Genomic DNA, 19870 nt, shown 5'->3' on the forward strand with positions numbered 1-19870 from the left:
TACTGTGTTTCAAGTTGTTATTAGAAAAATGCTCAAAAATAAATGGATGATCTTATGCCTTCTATTAGGTTTAATTTTAACGGTAGCACTAGTCAGCTGTATTCCGGTTTATACCGATGGTGTTCTTCAAAGAATGTTAATAAAAGATATGGAAGCATATCACGAATCATCTGGAGTCTTTCCGGGAAAATACTTTGTTGGAGCTAATTTCACTTATGACGATGCAGCAGATATTCAGAAGAAGTATGAGGCAATTGATAAGAAAGTAACTAAAACATTGATTCCAAGTGTTTACTTGCCTGTTTTAACACAAACACAGCACCTAAGTACCATACCATTACCCATTATAAACTCAGGTGAAAAAAACAAACAACCAACAGCTCAATTAGAGGCATTTTCTGATTTTCAGAACCATACAAAAATTACCCATGGAAAAGCTTTTACAAGCGGTATGGATGGTGATACATATGAGGCTGTTGTATCGGAAGAAGCTTTTAAAACCCTAAATTTGATACTGGATCGTACTTACCTTATTTCAGATACTTTAATTTATAAAGAAAATGACAATCCCAAATTAAAGGTCAAAGTTGTTGGAATTTTTGCACCTAAAGACTTAAATGACCCTTATTGGTTTATAAATATGGACTCACTAAAAAATAGTGTGATTATCAATTTTGATCTTCTTAAAAATAACTTTGTTAAAAACGGTATGAATGTCATTAATAAAGCAGAGTGGTATTATGCATTTGATTATCATATAATGAGATTGGATAAAAACTCATTGCTAACACACACTTTTAATTCTCATATAGAATGGATCAATAAAAACAGTAGATTATTAAAAATTGACTTACCAATTATTTCAATCAGCAAACAATACTCTCAAAGGGAAAGCCAGCTGAAAACCACATTATTAGTGCTGCAAGTGCCTGTTTTACTTATGTTGGCTTTATATACCTTTATGATATCCAAATTAAAAATTGATTATGAAAGCAATGAAATTGCTGTTTTGAAAAGCCGTGGTGCAAGCATGAAACAAGTTTTTCGCGGATACCTTATTGAAAGTTGTATGCTTGCATTTATTGCTTTATTGCTGGGCCCTCCGTTAGGTTTGATACTATGTAAAGTAATAGGGGCTTCAAACGGTTTTCTTGAATTTGTCAATCGTGGATCACTGCCGGCTTATTTAAATATAAAAACATATTTATATGCATTAGGTACCGTTGCTTTTTTCATGATAACCATGTTGGTGCCGTCTTTTCTGGCATCCCGTATCAGTATTGTTATATACAAACATGAAAAATCGAGAATTAACAAGAAAGTCTTTTGGAAAAATTCTTTCTGGATGTAATACTGGTCGCTGTATCTATATACGGTATCTATGGCTATTATAAGCATCAAAAAGTTTTATTTTTAAGTGGTGCTAAGGGAACGGATATTTCAATTGATCCTTTATTATTTATTGTATCTTTTACATTCATTTTAGGATTTGGACTATTCTTTCTAAGGTTATATCCATATTTTGTAAAATTCCTGTTTTGGCTTGGTAAAAACAAATGGTCTCCTGTTTTTTATTCCACATTTATTCAAGTTGGGAGAACTGCAGGGCAGCAGCAATTTTTGATGATTTTTTTAATTCTGACATTGTCAATTGGTATTTTTAGTGCTAATACCGCACGTACAATAAATAAAAACGTTGAGGAAAAAATACTATACGCTACAGGTGCTGATATTGTTGTTAAAGAACATTGGGAAAGCAATAAACTCTATCTCAATAAGCCAAGTATGTTAGCAGGGAATGCATCGAAAATCGGCGGCAACAAGGAACTTATTTATTACGAGCCCTCCTTCGAAACTTATAAAAAGCTTACGGGAGTAAAAGCAGCCACCAAAGTATTCAGGCAGGATGATGCAGGTGCTTCAATAAATAATCAATGGCTTAATGACGTATCCGTTATGGGGATTATACCTTATGAGTTTGGGAAAGTTGCATGGTTTAGGGATGATCTTTTAAAAGCACATTGGTATAATTATCTCAATCTAATATCGGATACTCCCAATGCGGTACTTATGTCGCGATCAGTCAAAGATAAGTACAATATCAAAGAGGGGGATACCATCTACATTAAATGGGAACTCATAACTATTTTGAGGCTGTAGTTTATGCTTTTATTGATTATTGGCCAACATATAATCCAAATATAAAAAACAAAAGCGGGACTACATCATATTTCATAGTTGCCAATTTAGACTATATTCATGCAAGATATTCGGTTGAGCCCTATGAGGTTTGGCTAAAGAAAAAAAATAATGCTACCAGCAATCAAATCTATAACGATTTAGCCGGAAAAAATATTAATATAGAAGAAAGAAAAGATTCAACGGAGCAGATAATCAATATGAAAAATGATCCTATATTTCAAGGAACAAATGGTGCATTAACCCTTGATTTTCTTGTAACACTTATAGTATGCATTATTGGATTTTTGATTTACTGGATTATGTCAATTCAAAAGAGAATATTGCAATTCGGAATATTCAGGGCAATGGGCCTAACCTTAAAAAAGGTATTAGGCATGCTCCTTTGTGAACAAATTCTTATTACAGGTTCTTCAGTATTATTCGGAATTATTTTGGGAAATTTTGTGAGCAAAATTTTTATTCCAATGCTGCAATTAGTGTATAGCTCAGAAGAACAGCTTCCTCCTTTTAAAGTGATCTTTGATCAATCAGATTATATAAGGCTTTATATTTTTGTAGGTATTATGATAAGTATCGGATTTATTGTTTTAGGAGCAATAATTTCAAAAATTAAGATCAACCAAGCTTTAAAACTTGGTGAAGACTAAAAGATTCTGTTGTTTTGGAACATTATACGAGTTCAGCTATATTAAAAGTGTTAACAGGCAAATGTACTAGATTTATCACTTTTAATATATTAGGGAGGTGGGGGACAATGCCAATTATCAGAACAGAGCATTTAGGACGGGATTTTCGTATAGGAGAAGAGGTTATAAGCATCATTAAACAAGTAAATTTATCAATTGAAAAAGGTAAACTTACAATTTTAAGAGGGCGTTCCGGATCAGGTAAAACCACACTTATGAATTTGCTCGGAACACTTGATAAACCCAGTAGGGGAAAGATTTTCTTTGATAATGAGGACATGACGGCAATACCGGAAAAAAAGCTTGATAATTTGCGTCGATTAAACATGGGGTTTGTATTTCAATCAGTAGCACTTATTTCATTAATGTCTGCATATGAAAATGTTGAATTCGGCTTAAGAATTGCAGGATATGAAGCAAGCCAGAGGAAGAATAGGGCAGAAGAATGTTTGAACATTGTAGGGCTTGGAAAAAGAATGCACCATATGCCTGCCCAATTGTCAGGGGGGGAGCAGCAGCGTGTAGCCATTGCAAGAGCAATTGCTCATAAACCAAAGATAATATTTGCCGATGAACCAACCGCTGAATTGGATACCAATACCGGTTTACAGGTTGTAAAATTATTTAAAGAGCTGGTTGAACATGAAGGTATTACAATATTAATGACAACCCATGATCCCAATATTATAGAAGTTGCCGACAATGTTATAACCATTGAGGATGGTGAGGTAGTTTATGAATAATTCAGGAGAAGAAATAATTTCATGTGAAAATCTGGTCAAAATATACAAAACAAATGATATAGAGGTACTGGCACTTCAGGGGTTGGATCTGACAATTATGGAAGGTGAATTAACTGCAATTATAGGAAACAGCGGGAGCGGCAAATCAACCTTTTTAAATATGCTTGGCGGTCTTGACAGGCCTACTGCGGGTAGATTAGTGGTTTGCGGAAAAGATCTTCTAAAATTGACAGAGAGCCAATTGGAAAAGTATAAGTTGGAAACAGTAGGTTTTGTTTGGCAAAATAATGCAAGAAACCTTATTCCATATCTGACGGCTTTGGAAAATATTGAGCTGCCAATGATATTAAGCAAAAGATCTCAAAGAAAAGACCATGCATTGGAAATACTTGAGCTCATGGGTATGTCCCACAGAAAGAACAATAAATTACACCAGCTTTCAGGTGGAGAACAGCAAAGAATAGCTATTGGCATAGCTCTGGCTAATAATCCAAAGCTTTTACTTGCAGATGAACCGACAGGTTCGGTGGATAGTAGGACAGCTGATAAAATCCTGGATATATTTCGTGAAATTAATAAGAACTTAGGTATTACCATAGTTATTGTGACTCATGATAGACAGCTATCCCGTAAGGTAGAACGTGTTATAGCAATAAGAGACGGCAGAACCAGCAGCGAATTTATAAAAATGAAATCTTATACCGAAGAATTTGCCAACTTAAAAGGAGAGATAGGGGGAGACGGTAAAAGGGATGAACAGGTTGAGCTGGCTGTTGTTGATAGGGCAGGCAGGCTGCAGATTCCAAAAGAATATCTGGAAGCTATAGGAGTTTTAGGCAAAGGTAAAGTAAGGGTAGAATTGGAAAATGATAAAATTACCATATACTCCCCAGAAAATTAAGAGAAATTTCAGCACCAATAGCCAGTAAAACTCCAAATCTTAAAATAACTTTTATCCATTTGATGGTGCCATGCTAGTGATATGAAGGTCTAGACATAAAGAAAGTGTGGATTGGATTATGAGAAAAAAATTTTTTCTAATTGCCTCAGTATTTTTATTTATAGCTCTAATAGTGGGCGGTGTTATATATTTTTCGAAATACAAAGGAGTTATGAATATCGGGGATGATATAATAAGTCCAAGCCTTGATGAGAAAACTCTTACTTTTTACTTTCCCAGTAATGGCGGCCTTGAGCCCCCAGGTATGAATGCAGTTTTAGAAGAAATACAAAAGAGAACTAAAAGCGAGTTGAATGTAAAACTTGTATTTAAGTTTCTGGATTCATATACATCAGAGTATGCTTATGGTATTAAAGATATTGCTGCTGCCGATGACTGCGATGCGTTCTTCTATACAAACCAGTTTAATATCAGTTTGGCTGATTTGGAAAGAGAAGGGGTTATTATGGACTTATCTGAGGTTTTCCCACGGTATGCTCCGAAATATTTCAGTAAATTTAGCAAAGAGGAATTAAAAGCTGTAAGTATAAATGATAAGCTTTTAGCCGTACCGAACCGTCTACCTACGGCTCAAAGAAAGCATGCACTGGTACGTGAAGATTTAATGAAAAAATACAACATATCGGATATTAAAAGCTACTCGGATTATGAATCATATTTAAAAACTGTAAAAAGCATTGAAACCGATGTCATTCCAGGGATGTTTTTTGATACAAGTATAGGATTATTTGCAGAAGCAAATGGATATGCCATATTGAACAAGAATTTAGGGTTGGTATATAAATGGAATGACCCTAATATGAAAATTATGCCATGGGAGCAAACCCTGGAATTCAAAAATTCAATTAATACTATTATTAACTGGTTTGGCAAAGGATATGTTCAGCCGGGAGATTTTGTAGATATATCAGCTCCCATTGGAGAAGGCAGGTTTTCATCAATTATAGGTGCTACAGGATCGGATATTACGTATAATAGACTTTTACAATCTAAAGGTATTAACTTAAGATACAAACCTTATTCTTTATATAAAGACAAACCCTCCGAAAGATCATCGCCATTAACAAATGCACTTGTACTGAACTCTCGAACTAAAAATGCCGGCGTATTTTTAAGTTTATTGAATGGCTGGAATCCAGTCAAGAAAACTATGATCTATTTATGTATGGGATTGAAGGTAAAGATTATGTATTAAATACAGATGAAGAACCTGTAGGTATAAATTCAGCTAATGCTTATGAGAATTGGACAGGTCAAAGTGTATTTAGCAATATGGAATATGAACGTACAATTCAAAATTCTTCTGATCATTCAATGAATTATTATATGAATGAAATTGAAAAAACAACGAAATATCCGCCTCATACTGGTTTTTTTCCCAGTTATCAAGCATTATATTCTGAGGTTGGGTTCAGACAGTTTTCATATGCAGATTTTGAAATGAAAATGTTAAAAGGTGAATTGAAAAGTGATGATGTGGATGATTTTGTTAATTTACAAAAACAAAATGCTATTGATAAAATCGTGAATGATTTACAGAGTCAGTTAAATAATTGGAAATCATCAAATACAAAATAGATGCTATTATATGAATTATCTGATATAATTATAATTAACAAATGTTGTTATAGATGCCGAAAAGTAAAGCTAGATTTACTATATATCCGAAAAAGAGATTTTCATGGCGGACTGAAGTATAACTTTACAGCTTGGTATCTATATTTTATACCATTATTTTATAAGGAGGGGAAGTACTAATGTTTAAAAAGACAAGAAAGTATGTATCAATTGCTTTGTGTACATTTATGACAGTAAGTACCCTAGCAGCTCCTATCCTAGGGAGCAATTCATATGCAACTTCTTTTAGTTCAGGTATGACATATGAAGATGCGTTCATTGATTTGCATGAAAAATTAAATGATCCAGCAAATGGATACTTTAGTCAGGAAGGCGTTCCATACCATTCTATTGAAACGATGATGGTTGAAGCACCTGATTATGGGCATGAAACTGCTTCAGAAACTGCCAGCTATTATGTATGGTTTGAAGCCATGTATGGGAAACTTACTGGGGACTGGTCAGGATACAACAAGGCTTGGGACATAACTGAAAAGTATTATATTCCTTCAGATAAGGATCAGCCAAATTTGGGTGATTATGATCAAAGCAAGTGTGCTTCATTTGTTCCTGGTGGTGCCGAGCCTAGCGATTATCCCGGGCAGTTGAACCTCAATGCTCCAACAGGTAAGGATAATCTTCATGCTGCACTAAAATCTGCATACGGAAAAGACTCAATGTACCTCATGCACTGGATTTTGGACGTTGATAACTGGTATAAATACGGCAACCATGGTGATGGAACCAGTAGAGTATCTCAGATAAATACCTACCAGAGAGGTGAACAGGAGTCGTGTTGGGAAACTGTTCCATTCCCATGCTGGGAAACATATAAATGGGGTAATACATCAAAAGGTGGTTTCGGATCATTGTTTGTGGCACAGGATTCATATGCACAGCAATGGCGTTATTCTGTTGCCGGTGATGCTGATGCACGTTCTGTACAAGCTGCGTACTGGGCTGTTAAGTGGGCAAAAGAGCAAGGGAAGTTGAGTTCAATCTCAAAGCAGAATGATAGAGCTGCTAAAATGGGTGATTATTTAAGATATATAATGTATGACAAGTACATGAAGCCTATTGCAAAGGATACTTCTGTTACAAGTACTGCAGGAGATGGTAAAAATTCAATGCATTACCTGATTTCATGGTATTGTGCATGGGGTGCTCCTACAACTTCACAAGGTTGGGCATGGAAAGAAGGAAGTAGTGCAAGCCATCAAGGATATCAGAATCCTATGACTGCATATGCTTTATCTACAATATCTGAATTAAAACCAAAGGCTTCAGGTGCTGTTTCAGACTGGGCAAAGAGTTTGGACAGGCAGTTGGAAATGATCCAATGGCTGCAGTCATCTGAAGGGCCTATAGCGGGTGGATGTAACAACTCATGGAATGACAAATATGATCCATATCCAGACGGTATTTCAACATTCTATGATATGGCTTATGACTGGCAGCCGGTATGGCATGATCCGCCGAGTAACAGATGGTATGGTTTCCAGGTTTGGGGGCTCCAGCGTACAGCTGAGTACTATTATGAAACTGGTGATGAAAGAGCATATCAGATAATGAAGAAATGGGTAGATTGGGTAAAACCGTACATAAAAGTTAACGGACCTGGTGATTTCGAGATTCCATCAGATCTTGAGTGGGATGGCCAGCCGGATACTTGGGACGGAACATACACAGGTAACCCAGACCTCCACTGTGAAGTTACTTCGATGGGATCAGACATAGGTGTTGCCGGCTCAACAGCAAACTTGCTGGCTTACTATGCAGCAGGTACCCAGAAACATCATACCTTCGATGAGGAAGCATATGATTTGGGCAAACAGCTTCTTGATTGTATAATATTAGGTTGTGCGGACGAAAAAGGTTATACTAAGGAAGAGCAGAGAGGAGACTATTCACGTTTCTTCGATCAGGAGGTTTATATTCCATCAGGATGGACCGGAAAGAACGCACAAGGTGCCACTTTAAAGAGCGGTATGAAGTTTATAGACATGCGTCCGGCATACAAGCAGGATCCTAACTGGGATAATCTTCAAACAGCATATGATGCAGGTGTAGGTCCTAAATTCAAATATCATCGATTCTGGCATCAGGTTGAATTAGGTATGGCTATGGGTGCATTCGCAATATTGTTCCCTAATGATGTTCCACCACCACCGATAACTCCAACTCCATTTGTTAAATTAAAAGGTGACTTAAATGGTGATGGAGTAATTAACATGGCTGATGTTATGATTCTAGCTCAATCTTTTGGAAAAGCTATCGGAAATCCAGGCGTTAATGAAAAAGCAGATTTAAATAATGATGGAGTTATAAACATGGCTGACGCGATAATACTTGCTCAGTACTTTGGTAAAACAAAATCAGCAGAGGTCGTAATGTTTTAAATTCTTTAGGAGGAGTAAGAGGCTTCACCACCTCTTACTCCTCCTGCTAAGTTCCATGTTATTTATACAAATATATGCAGCTGAAATAATGTGAAAAATGAAATTATAAAGCTTTGTTAATGAGAAAAATACGAAGTTTAAATCGGAAAATAGAGGTTTTATGAAGAATCGTTGGCTTATCTATATTATAGTCGGAATACTTTTTGGAGTTTTCGATTTTTATTATCAAGAATTTACTGCAAGCGTTATCACTTCAAAGTTGAAGTGGTTTATAGTGGCATGGGGAATTTGGTTAATCCCAGTTACCCCAATAGCTATATATGAAGCAAAAGTTACCCAATCAAGATTGAAATCAGCTTATGCTTGTGCTATTACATGGAGTATTTCAATACTTTCTTATTATCTATTCTTAATTGTTAAGATTGTTTTTATAGGACAATCATCTCTAAAAGAACTACATATATCCAATTACAAAAGTGAGTTTTATTGGAGTAATTTAAAGAGTTTATTTACAGGAGATTTTTTTAGTGGCGTAACCGAATGGATTGGTATTGCTATAGCTGGCGGGTTTATTATTGGATTTTCAGCGAGCTTTATATATCTTCGTTTAAGTACAAATATAAAGGAAAGATCAATACAATAAATAAGTATACATAGTATTCTATACTTACCGCAATAAAAGTGTATTTTGCATAATAGTTGTGGGTTTTATTGAATAATTTTATCTTGTCTAATGGAAAGCCATCTAAGTTCAAATAATATTTAACAAAATGTAGCTGTTTCAATTTTCTGCAATAAAAAGTTCTCATATTGGCTAAAATGAATTATGTAAATAAAAAAAGGAGTAATAAACTATGGCACAAACAATAATTAGTTCAATATTGCGGGCTACGATAGCTTATCTACTGCTTTTAATTATTGCAAGATTTATGGGAAGAAAATCGCTCTCTCAGATGACATTTTTTGATTTTGCAATAATTATAACTTTAGGTTCTGTTACAGCAAACCTTGCAATGGGGCCGGAAAGTACGCCAACTACTGCTGCAACTACCCTTATAACTCTTGGTGGACTTGCTATTATAACAGGTTATTTGCATATTAAAAGCTTATGGGTTAGAAAATTAACAAACAGTGAACCTGTAACTGCTATAGAAAATGGAAGAATAGTTGATAAGAACTTAAAAAAGGTACGTTTTACTGTAAATGAGCTTAGCAGTATGCTGAGAAAAAAGAATGTGTTTAATTACGCTGATGTTGAGTTTGCCATTATTGAGAATGATGGTCAGCTATCTGTTTTACCAAAATCACAAAAAGCTCCTTTGACACCTTCTGACCTGAAAATATCAACAAACTACACTGGGCTAACAAAGGATTTGATTATAGATGGCAAGGTCCTTACAGAAAATCTAAAATCAGTTAAACTTGATGGTAACTGGCTTGATACCCAGCTATCCAATCAAGGTATTTCTAGTGTAGACCAGGTTTTCTATGCAGGCTTAGATTCTTCAGGAAACATCTATGTATCTGTAAAACAGCCAGATACAGAGGAGTATCATGGACAATATGGAATAGAATAATTACCTCATGAGGCATAACACTATAAAATAATTAATATGGTTATGCCTTATGCATTTATATACTTACTCTATAAACTGTAATGCTTGATGACAGTGCACATTAACACATGTGAATACATATATTAACATAAACAATCATTTTAAATTAAGAGGGTGTTTTTGTGAACCCAAATACATTTAATGAACCGATGAACAAATGTTTTATATATGGAAAATCAGGCTATTCATCAAAATGGGAGAATCAAGTGAGTGCTCCGGATATGGAAATCGCCGATTACCGACAGGAAGGCAACATAAGACACTTTTATCTTGTTGCAGAACCGATCAAACACAATATATTGTCTAACCTCACCATTGAAGCTCTTGGGTATAATAAAACAACCCCAGGACCGTTGATAATTATGAAACAAGGGGAATGGATCTACCTTACTGTGGAGAACAGAATGGAACACCCTACATCCCTGCATGTTCATGGTTTGTCGAAACCAAATTCTCAAGACGGTGCACCAGACATAGAACCAACTACTCCTAGGATAGAACCTGGTAAATCTTACACATATAAGTTCCTTTGTTGGCAGGCAGGTACATTCTTCTACCACTCTCCTGAGGCATTTCAGGTAGCTCAAGGCCTGATAGGTGCATTTATCGTGTTGCCCAGAGATGAATATATTTCACCATACTTGATACCACACCATGATTATGTTTTACTGATACAGCAGTGGGAGATTCCTCAGCCGGAACTGGGAAAGGTGTTTCCAGGAACCTATAAACCTAATAAATTTGATCGGAATCCAAACTTCTTTACAATTAACGGCAAGTCTTTTCCTGACACATCACCTATCTACTTCAGGTTAGGTGAAAAGATCCGTATAAGATTTATTACTAAAACAAGTCAGTCTCATTCCATGCATTTACATGGTCATGATTTCAGGGTTGTTTCTATCAATGGGTTCCCAAGACCTGGGTTCTGGGATGATACAATAGACGTTGCATCAGGTCGGAGGGTTGATGTTGAATTAATAGCAAATAATCCAGGAATATGGCCGCTAAACGGAACAAAAACATTCCACCAGTCAAATAACGGGGAGTCACCTGGTGGTATGATTACTAAAATAGTATATGTAAAATAACATTTTTAAAAAGGAGGTGTTAAGCCTCCTTTTGTACTTGTGTAATATTGAAATGTTAAATTCCAGCAAATACTCTGCATTCTCTTGCACAATGCATACATACTCTTGCACAGTTCTGTGACATCTGGTCAGGGAACCTAGCACACTCAGCCCCACAAGCTTCACAGATGCATGCACATAATGCTGCAGCCTGTCTTGCAAATATTGCACCACGAGCAACGAATTTAGCAGTCAGCCCGCAAATATCTGCACAATCACGCAGCAACATAGCCTGCTTAACTCTCATTTGGAAATCTGGCAGCTTCTTTAGATGATTAGTCATGTGCTCACAAGTTGCCTCACAGTCCTGGATGGTCTTTACCAAGTGCTCATTCATATAGTGTCCAGCTACAGGGTATCCTGAATTCATAACATTTTCATAGCCCATTGGACATGCCATCATTTGGTTTTCTTGCATCATTTGGTATTCTGGAAACATTTCGTTCATATCTAAGAACTCCTTTCGGACAATAGAACTTGTTGTCTATTGATAATATTATAATATGCAGATCTTGATATTATGTTAACTGTGTTGTGCAGCAAAACTTATTAGTAGAATATATCATGTGAAAATCGGGAAAATTAGACTTATAAGGAGGTTATAATATGCAATGGTTATCACTAATTCCCGCATTGACAACAATTTTTCTGACATTTAAAACTAAAAAGCTCATTCCTTCATTGCTTGCAGGAGTTGTAATTGGCTCATTTATTAGTACCCGTTCAATATTTAATGGTATTACTTCTATTGGAGAGTTTATTATAGATGTTTTAACAGATAAGGACAGTGCTTACACTTTGGGTTTTCTTATTGCATTTGGTGCCCTTGCCGAATTGATCGAAATGGCTGGTGGAATTTCAGGATTTAGTCAGAAAGTAGAAAAATGGGCTAAAAGTGAAAGAGGAGTATTAGGCTGGGGCTGGCTTTTAAGCATTATTACCTTTTTTGACAGCTCATTTCACACTATCGCTGTAGGTACTGTTCTAAATCCACTATTGGATAAAGTAAAAGCTTCAAGAGAGAAATTTGCTTTTATCCTATCTGTAACAAGCTTGCAACTCATACTCCTGATTCCTATAGCTACAGGTTATTTAGGCTATATGGTTACACTTGTTACCAATAATATTAAAGATACTGGAATAAAAGAAAATGCTTATTTAATAGTCGCCAAAAGTGTCATTTGGAACTTCTTCTCATGGTCAATGCTGTTGATTGCACTCGGAGTTACCATATTCGGATTTGGATTTGGAAAACTTAAGATAGGAACAGCAAAAAATGAATCTGAAGAGCTGACTGAAGGGCATGTAAAAAAGGAACAGAAAGCAAATGAAGCAGTTCAGGAATATCCTGGGAAAGCACGAAACCTAATTATACCTATATTAATTTTACTATCAAGTACAATATTCTTTTTCTGGTGGACAGGGAAAGAAAAGGCTCCTACCTTTTTTGGAGCATTAAGCAGTGCCGATTTTAATGTTTCTATTTTTGCCGGAGCACTTCTTACTATACTCGTAGCAGGTGTTTATTTTCTATTCCAGAAAATCAGCTTGGCAGAAATTGAAGCTCATATTATTAAAGGTGGAGAGAAGGTTCTATCTCTTATCATCATTCTGGTTTTAAGCTGGGCACTCACCAGTGTTACCCAGGAACTTGGATTTAACAACCTAGTTAGTGAAGGATTTATAAGAAGCATTCCGAGGTTTTTAATTCCAGCAGCATTATTTCTGATTTCAGGTATTATCTCATATACCATCGGCTCGTCCTGGGCAACGTGGGCTTTAATGATGCCTTTAGCCGTAGCTTTTTCTATAAACACTGGGGTTAATATCACAACAATGATTGGAACGGTTTGGGCTGGTGGAGCTGTCACAGATGTTGTCTCTCCTTTATCCGCAGATATGGCAAAAACATCCTTTGGGGAGCACATGGTCACTTCACTTCCCTATGTGATTGCAGGTGCCGTTATTTCAGTTATTGGATATATAACTGTAGGTTTGCTTTTTTGAAGGCTATGATTATTTTTACTTTAAATTATTTTAGTCATTCTGATTTCAAAGTAGAATTATAAGATTACCCTGCTCACCTATCTTTATTAACATGCATATTATAAAACTGGAGGTGATTTTTATGTCTCAGATTACACTTATTCAGTCCAGCCAAAATAATTCAATAGCATTTTCGGGTTACCTTGTATTGGCGTTAGGGTATCTTATACTAGCTTTCTCATTTACTCAATCCTCGAGTAAATGTATAGAAAACAGGCCATAATCCCAAGCCGAGGTTAACTTTCAAATTACAAAGTGCTTCTGTCTAAAGCATTCTTCAAATTGCAAAAAAGGCTAACGTTCTTCGAAGAATTACCTTGTCATAATTAAAATTAGGTAATTCGGCGTATTGACGCCAATACTTAAAAAATGCTAAAATTTAATGATGAATACATTTTATTTTCTGGAAGGAATAAAAAAATGTTATGTCCTAATTGCAATTCAGAAGTTAATAATGATTACCATAAGTGTAATTATTGTGGCTGTGATTTAAGCTCCAGTTTAGAAAATGACAATTCCTACAACCAGGATACCACAAACGAATCCTACTATTCCAAATATTTTGTTAATACACAGCAAATAAAAACACAATCGCGAAAATCAAAAAAAATGATAATAGCTATTGTATCTGTTGTTTTGTTTTTTTTAGCTGCAATTCCGTTGACATATTACTTGTATAATTATGTGTACCTTTACAACAAGCAAGTTTCTTCTGTTACGGAAAAAGTTGAGGTTAAAAACTTTAATGCTGCAAAAATATCTTATGATAAAATTAAAAATAGTAAGCCTTATGCCGTTAAAACTAAGGTTTTATCCACTGTTGAAAAAAATCTAAAGGATAGGGTGGAGGTATTAAGTAAAAGCTTTATTGATGACAAAGTAAGCTATGATGAGCTTGAAAAGTGGTTTGAAGGGCTTTCCAAACTAGTTTTTTTAAAACCTTTAATAAGCGAAAAGAAAAGAGTCTTACAAAAATAAAAGATTCAAAGGATAATATGGCTGCTGCAGAAGAAGCACTTAAAGAAAAAGAATATTTAGAGGCTATTTCAAAATATAAGCTTGTAATAAAGGATGACAGCACTAATTATAAAAAGTCCCAGAACAAGATAAATGTCTGTGTAAAGGATATGTATGACTATTATATTGATGAAGCAGAAAAAATGAGCAGTGACGGTAAATATGAGGATGCATACAAAACTGTACATTCAATAGAGAGCTATTATAAGGAAGATACCAGATTAAAGTCAATAGAAGACGGTTATTTAAAAAAGCTTTTGAATGATTCATTTAAGAAAGCTGATGCTTTAAATTCTAAAAAGAAGTTTGATGATGCAATTAGTGAATTGGAGAAAATAAGCAGTTATTTCCCTAATAATGCCGCCATTACTAAAAAGGTCAGTACATATAGAAAAAATAAAATTGATGCAAAAGTTGCAGAACAAGAGAGGCAGGAAAAAAGAAAAAAAGAAATTATTTCAAAGTTAACTAAGGGTCATGACAGTCAATATGGCTTCAATATTTATTCTCCAAAGGGCTACAGCACTAAAAGCGTCAATATAACTGAAAATATAAATATAGAGCCCAGGCTATATGTTGGAGTGGATGACTATGCAGCACTTATGCTGATTGCAGGATTTATTAGAGACTCACACATTGATTTCAACAAAATAAATTTTGATGTAGATGGAGAAATTATCGAATGGCCGATTGGTATAGAAAATAAAAAATCTCAGACAGGTTATGATAAAGTGGCTGAGTGGTGCTTGTTATATTATATCCATAATACTGAAATGTTTGATACAGTGAAGAAAATAGCAAAAGCAAAGAAAGTTACAATGATTTTTGAAGGTAAAAAGCTGCACAAACATATTCTAACCGCCAAAGAAATGGAAAATCTAAAGCTATTTGTGGAATTATACGGCTATTACAACCATTTAGATGATTTAAACCATAATGGAGATTATGATGTTACTGAAGCAATATGATCTTGATTTTTGAATGGTATGACTAATTAGACAAAACAAATCATGGAGTGATTTTTTAACCTTGATGATGTCGTAAGAAATTATGACATCTGCAGTACCATAATTTTGGTGCTGGATATGTAAAAATATAGGTTGAAAAATCACTTTATTATTTTCTGCCACACTCTACTGCCTATATATTCCAAGCTTAGGAAATAAGCCGTTTGTAGTATATTTATAGCTTGACAAAAGCATCTAATTACCTTATTATAAACTAGATGTTGCAATCTCAAAATTCCATTTAATTTAATATAAATAAAAGGCATAATTTATCATACATTTGACAACATTTAATCAAAAAATTTTCAGGAGGTAAAATTATGAAGTACGGTTATTTTGATCGTCAAGCACGTGAGTATGTTATTGTAAGACCTGATACTCCAACACCGTGGATTAATTATATTGGAAGCGGTAAATATGGAGGTATTGTTTCAAACACAGCAGGAGGTTACAGTTTCCATAAGGATCCTCAAAACAGAAGGGTTCTTAGGTATAGATACAACAATATACCAATGGACAGACCTGGAAGATACATATATGTAAGGGATTCTGTTACAGGTGAGTACTGGAATCCGGGATTCCAGCCTACAATGAAGAAGCTCGATTCATACTGCTGCAGACACGGTATGGGTTATACCACAATTGAAGGTGAGTATAAGGGTATAAATGCGGATGTAACATACTTTGTACCCGATGACAGAGACTTTGAAATATGGATTGTAAAAGTTAAAAACAATCTTAATATAACTAAAAAGATGCAAATTTTCACATATGCAGAGTTCTGTTTCTGGGATGCTATTGCAGACCAGCAAAACGTTGACTGGGTTCAGCAAATAAATCAAGGCCGCTATAATGACGGAATAATTACTTGGCACCCACACCACGTAGCAAAAAGTGCCGCTTTTATAGCTACAGGTGAAAAGGTTTCCAGCTTCGATACAAATCTCGAATCATTCATTGGAAAATATAGATCTGAAGCAAATCCTATAGCTGTTGAGCAGGGAGCGTGCTCTAACTCAATTTCACTTCGCCAGAACGGTGTAGGTGCCTTCTGTATTGATGTTGAACTTCAAAAAGGCGAAGAAAAGGAAATAGTTTTTGTACTGGGTTATGCTGAAGACAAAACTGTATTAAAGGATGAACTTAAAGATTACCTCGATCCAAAGGGTGCACATGCAGCACTTGAAAGACTCAATCTGTATTGGAAAAAATACACTGAAAATCTCTTTGTAGAAACTCCTGATGAAGAAATGAATCTTTTCCTTAACACATGGAACCAATACCAGTGTAAAACAACCTTCAACTGGTCAAGGTTTGTATCCTTGTATCAGCTTGGTCTTGCAAGGGGTATGGGTATCAGGGACAGTGCACAGGATACATTGGGCGTTATGCACACAATTCCGGAAGAAGCAAAAGGTCTTATCATTAAGCTTTTGAAATGCCAGTACACAGACGGAAGGGCATATCACTTATTCTTCCCGCTTACAGGTGAAGGCGGATCGGGTGATGCTCCGGTTAAGAAATTCGACTGGTACTCAGATGATCATTTGTGGCTTATATTGGCTGTTAACGCATATATCAAGGAAACTGGGGATTACGCATTCCTTAATGAAAAAGTATTGTATAATGACAAGAAAACAGAAGCAACTGTTATTGAACACTTAAATAAGGCACTTGATTTTACAGCAAACAATTTAGGACCTCATAAAATAGCACTTGCAGGTCGTGCAGACTGGAACGACACTCTTAATCTTGATGTAGGTCTTGGAGTTGCAGAGAGCGTATTCACATCAATGCTTTACTGCAGAGCTGCAATGGAAATGAAGGAAATAGCTGAATTCCTCGGTAAAAAGGAAGATGCAGCAAATTATATAAAATTGTTCGAAACTATGAAAAATGCCATTAACGAAACCTGCTGGGATGGAGAATGGTACAAGAGAGCATTCGATGACTACGGCAATGCCCTTGGAACCAAGGATGCCGCATTCGGTAAGATATTTATAAATTCACAGTCATGGGCTGTTTTAGGCGGAGTAGCAGAAGGTGAATATGCTAGAAAATGCCTTGATTCCGTTGAAACTCACCTCAATACAAAATACGGTATAGTTGCAATGTACCCTGCATATACCGAGTTTGATGAAACTAAGGGAGGTATAACAACATATCCTCCAGGAGCAAAGGAAAACGGCGGTATATTCCTCCACACAAACCCGTGGGTAATGATTGCAGAAATAATGATGGGCAATGGGGATAAGGCATACCAGTACTATAAGCAGATTATGCCTGCTGCACGTAACAATGAAGCAGATCACCTTGAGGTTGAACCCTATGTTTACCCACAGAACATACTCGGTAAAGAGCATCCTCAGTTCGGTATAGGAAGAAACTCATGGCTCAGCGGTACAGCAGCATGGAACCTGGTTGCAGCAAGCCAGTATATACTTGGTGTAAGGGCAGGATATGACTGTCTCATTGTTGATCCATGCATACCTGCGTCATGGGAAACTTACAAAGTTAAGAGAGTATTCAGGGGTGCAACATACTTAATTGAAGTACAAAACCCTGATAAAGTTAATAAAGGTGTCAAGAAAATTGTAGTAGACGGCAAAGCTGTTGATAAGATACCTGTATTTGAAAGCGGTTCAACACATACTGTACAGGTTATAATGGGGTAAATAATATAATGGATAAGAATTGGACTATTGAAACTTTAAACAGGATGAGCCTTGAAGAAAAAGTTGGTCAGCTTTTGATGGTATTTTTCTATGATATTGATAGCATTGAAAGCCACAATAGGATAATCAGCGAAGTCCAAAAATATAATTTAGGAGGAGTTTTTCACTCCTCCCTTACAAAAGAGAGTCTTGTGAGCTTTTCAAGCAGTGTTCAAAAAGCTGCAAAGATTCCTGTTCTGATAGCCGGCGATTATGAATGTGGTCCAGGCTGGGTTGTGGATGGGGCCTTAAGGGTTTCACGTCCAATGACAAGGGGAAATGCAGGAGATACCGAGCTTGAGTATAACATTGGAAAATGTATTGCAAAGCAGGGAAGAGCTATAGGTTCAACAGTGACATTCAGTCCTGTAATTGATTTGAACACCAACAGGCTTAATCCTGATGTCAACATTAGAGCCTATGGCGAAGATGTTGATACTGTTTGCAATTTAGCAGTTCCTTATATAAAAGGAATCCAGGAAAATGGTATGTTGGGTTGCGTAAAGCATTTTCCAGGTAATGGTGCTACTGATATGGACCAGCATATTTGTACTGCAATCATAAACTGCAGCAGAGAAGAGATGTATGAAAACTTCCTTGAAGCTTATAAAAGGACCTTTAAGGAAGCTGATCCTGCTTTTGTTATGGTTGCACACCTTGAAGTGCCATCACTTACAACGGAAATCAACCCTAAGAATGGCAGGGTTGTACCTTCGTCAGTTTCAAAGGAAATAGTTACCGACATTCTTAAAAAAGAGCTGGGCTTTAAAGGAGTTGCCATTTCAGACGCCTTAAACATGGGTGGAATTACTACTCATTATTCAAGGCAGGAAGTTGCTGTTAAGTCCATTTTAGCAGGTATTGATATGCTGTTGGTTTTCAATCCGGATGATTTCTATTTGGAATACGATGCTTTATTAAATGCCGCTAAAGAAGGAATAATTCCAATTGAACGTATAGACGATGCTGTTACCAATATTTTAAATGCTAAAGTTAAGGCTGGTCTTAATGTTGATATGGGACTTCCATTTGAGGATAGTGTAATAAATGAGCTCTTTACACCGGGAAAATACGACAAATTAAGCGTTGACGCTATTTCCAGGGGAATAACTTTATTGAGAAACAGGGATAATGTTTTACCAATTAAAGATATAAAAGGTAAGAAGGTAATTGTATTATCCACCTTCAATCCTGACGAGGAAACTTTGACGGTCCAGGGTCAGGAGCTTATAGTTATGAGGGATAAAACCCCTGAGCTTTTAAGAAAAAGGGGAGCAGAGGTCCAGGAATACAACATTCCTCTTCATATGACTGTAGCAGATATCTATGAAATAATCGGCAAGGCAAAAGAGGCTGATTATGTGTTCTTTAATTTCTTTATAGCTCCAAGCTGGGGAATAGGCACACTTATACCAAATAAAAGCTCACTGAGATTTTTATGTTCGGACTATTAAACATAGATACGCCTGTTATAATAACGGCCTTCGGAGATCCTTATGTTATGTATCACTGCCCAAATGCTGGTGTTTATATGTGCACCTATGATGAAACTCCACCTGCCCAGCAGGCAGCTGTCAAGGCATGGCTTGGTGAAGAAAAGGTTGCAGGTAAATCACCTGTGGCATTAAAAGGGATTTTTGATAGAGGCGACGGTATAACATTATAGATTCAAATTTATTAAAAAATTTTTAAAGTAATGCGACTTAAAACGGCTTTTATTTTTGTTATTTAT

At 35.9% G+C, this 19870-nt stretch carries 19 protein-coding genes; 18 read left to right on the top strand and 1 reads right to left on the bottom strand.

Going from position 1 to position 19870, the window contains the following annotated elements; all coding sequences use genetic code 11:
* Window positions 1–4: 4 nt before the first annotated feature.
* The 11 genes from Bccel_RS04195 (at window position 5) to Bccel_RS04245 (ending at window position 11315) form a co-directional block, all read left to right on the top strand.
* A complete protein-coding gene (locus Bccel_RS04195; RefSeq protein WP_050753094.1) occupies window positions 5–1351 on the top strand; it encodes an FtsX-like permease family protein in 1347 nt (448 codons plus the stop codon).
* Complete coding sequence (locus Bccel_RS29555) at window positions 1327–2160, top strand: hypothetical protein (protein ID WP_050753095.1); 834 nt, start codon at window positions 1327–1329, stop codon at window positions 2158–2160. Before Bccel_RS04195 ends, Bccel_RS29555 begins: the two co-directional genes overlap by 25 nt.
* Complete coding sequence (locus tag Bccel_RS28695) at window positions 2130–2849, top strand: ABC transporter permease (RefSeq protein WP_082225122.1); 720 nt, start codon at window positions 2130–2132, stop codon at window positions 2847–2849. The genes Bccel_RS29555 and Bccel_RS28695 overlap by 31 nt, the downstream gene beginning before the upstream one ends.
* Window positions 2850–2956: 107 nt before the next feature.
* Window positions 2957–3631, top strand: a complete 675-nt coding sequence (locus tag Bccel_RS04210) for an ABC transporter ATP-binding protein (protein ID WP_036940869.1) — start codon at window positions 2957–2959, stop codon at window positions 3629–3631.
* A complete protein-coding gene (locus Bccel_RS04215; protein ID WP_036940865.1) occupies window positions 3624–4532 on the top strand; it encodes an ABC transporter ATP-binding protein in 909 nt (302 codons plus the stop codon). The genes Bccel_RS04210 and Bccel_RS04215 overlap by 8 nt, the downstream gene beginning before the upstream one ends.
* A gap of 118 nt (window positions 4533–4650) precedes the next feature.
* Window positions 4651–5787, top strand: coding sequence for a type 2 periplasmic-binding domain-containing protein (locus tag Bccel_RS04220; RefSeq protein ID WP_050753097.1), 1137 nt, complete (start codon window positions 4651–4653; stop codon window positions 5785–5787).
* Window positions 5754–6170 carry a hypothetical protein gene (locus Bccel_RS04225; protein ID WP_050753098.1) on the top strand — a complete coding sequence of 139 codons (417 nt, stop codon included), beginning with the start codon at window positions 5754–5756 and terminating at the stop codon, window positions 6168–6170. The genes Bccel_RS04220 and Bccel_RS04225 overlap by 34 nt, the downstream gene beginning before the upstream one ends.
* Window positions 6171–6349: 179 nt before the next feature.
* Window positions 6350–8608: a glycoside hydrolase family 48 protein gene (locus Bccel_RS04230; protein ID WP_050753099.1), complete on the top strand. Its 2259-nt coding sequence runs from the start codon at window positions 6350–6352 to the stop codon at window positions 8606–8608.
* 160 nt (window positions 8609–8768) lie between these two features.
* Window positions 8769–9251, top strand: a complete 483-nt coding sequence (locus tag Bccel_RS04235) for a hypothetical protein (protein WP_036940860.1) — start codon at window positions 8769–8771, stop codon at window positions 9249–9251.
* Between the two features lie 211 nt (window positions 9252–9462).
* Window positions 9463–10185 (top strand): YetF domain-containing protein, encoded by a 723-nt coding sequence (locus Bccel_RS04240; RefSeq protein ID WP_036940857.1) that lies wholly within the window; start codon window positions 9463–9465, stop codon window positions 10183–10185.
* A 161-nt stretch (window positions 10186–10346) separates the two neighbouring features.
* Window positions 10347–11315, top strand: coding sequence for a multicopper oxidase family protein (locus Bccel_RS04245; RefSeq protein ID WP_050753100.1), 969 nt, complete (start codon window positions 10347–10349; stop codon window positions 11313–11315).
* Window positions 11316–11370: 55 nt separating this feature from the next.
* Here the strand turns inward: Bccel_RS04245 and Bccel_RS04250 are convergent, their stop codons facing one another.
* On the bottom strand, window positions 11371–11802 hold the full coding sequence (locus Bccel_RS04250; RefSeq protein ID WP_201781944.1) for a four-helix bundle copper-binding protein: 432 nt from the start codon (window positions 11800–11802) through the stop codon (window positions 11371–11373).
* A gap of 158 nt (window positions 11803–11960) precedes the next feature.
* On the opposite strand from Bccel_RS04250, the gene Bccel_RS04255 reads away from it, so the two are divergent.
* The 7 genes from Bccel_RS04255 to Bccel_RS04280 all read left to right on the top strand — a co-directional run bounded on the left by Bccel_RS04255 (window position 11961) and on the right by Bccel_RS04280 (window position 19804).
* Entirely contained in the window at window positions 11961–13361 is a 1401-nt protein-coding gene (locus Bccel_RS04255; RefSeq protein WP_036940854.1) for a Na+/H+ antiporter NhaC family protein, read from the top strand.
* Window positions 13362–13482: 121 nt separating this feature from the next.
* Window positions 13483–13623 (top strand): hypothetical protein, encoded by a 141-nt coding sequence (locus Bccel_RS30080; RefSeq protein WP_154673463.1) that lies wholly within the window; start codon window positions 13483–13485, stop codon window positions 13621–13623.
* A 197-nt stretch (window positions 13624–13820) separates the two neighbouring features.
* Window positions 13821–14378, top strand: coding sequence for a zinc ribbon domain-containing protein (locus Bccel_RS04260; protein WP_050753101.1), 558 nt, complete (start codon window positions 13821–13823; stop codon window positions 14376–14378).
* 17 nt (window positions 14379–14395) lie between these two features.
* A complete protein-coding gene (locus Bccel_RS04265) occupies window positions 14396–15385 on the top strand; it encodes a hypothetical protein (protein ID WP_050753102.1) in 990 nt (329 codons plus the stop codon).
* 359 nt (window positions 15386–15744) lie between these two features.
* Window positions 15745–18099: a glycoside hydrolase family 94 protein gene (locus tag Bccel_RS04270; protein WP_036940850.1), complete on the top strand. Its 2355-nt coding sequence runs from the start codon at window positions 15745–15747 to the stop codon at window positions 18097–18099.
* A gap of 8 nt (window positions 18100–18107) precedes the next feature.
* Window positions 18108–19592, top strand: a complete 1485-nt coding sequence (locus tag Bccel_RS04275; protein WP_050753103.1) for a glycoside hydrolase family 3 protein — start codon at window positions 18108–18110, stop codon at window positions 19590–19592.
* The gene (locus Bccel_RS04280) at window positions 19577–19804 is read left to right on the top strand and encodes a hypothetical protein (RefSeq protein ID WP_050753104.1); all 228 of its coding nucleotides are present in this window, start codon (window positions 19577–19579) and stop codon (window positions 19802–19804) included. Before Bccel_RS04275 ends, Bccel_RS04280 begins: the two co-directional genes overlap by 16 nt.
* The last annotated feature ends 66 nt before the right edge of the window (window positions 19805–19870 follow it).

It is taken from the genome of Pseudobacteroides cellulosolvens ATCC 35603 = DSM 2933 (assembly GCF_001262605.1).
Classification (GTDB): domain Bacteria; phylum Bacillota; class Clostridia; order Acetivibrionales; family DSM-2933; genus Pseudobacteroides; species Pseudobacteroides cellulosolvens.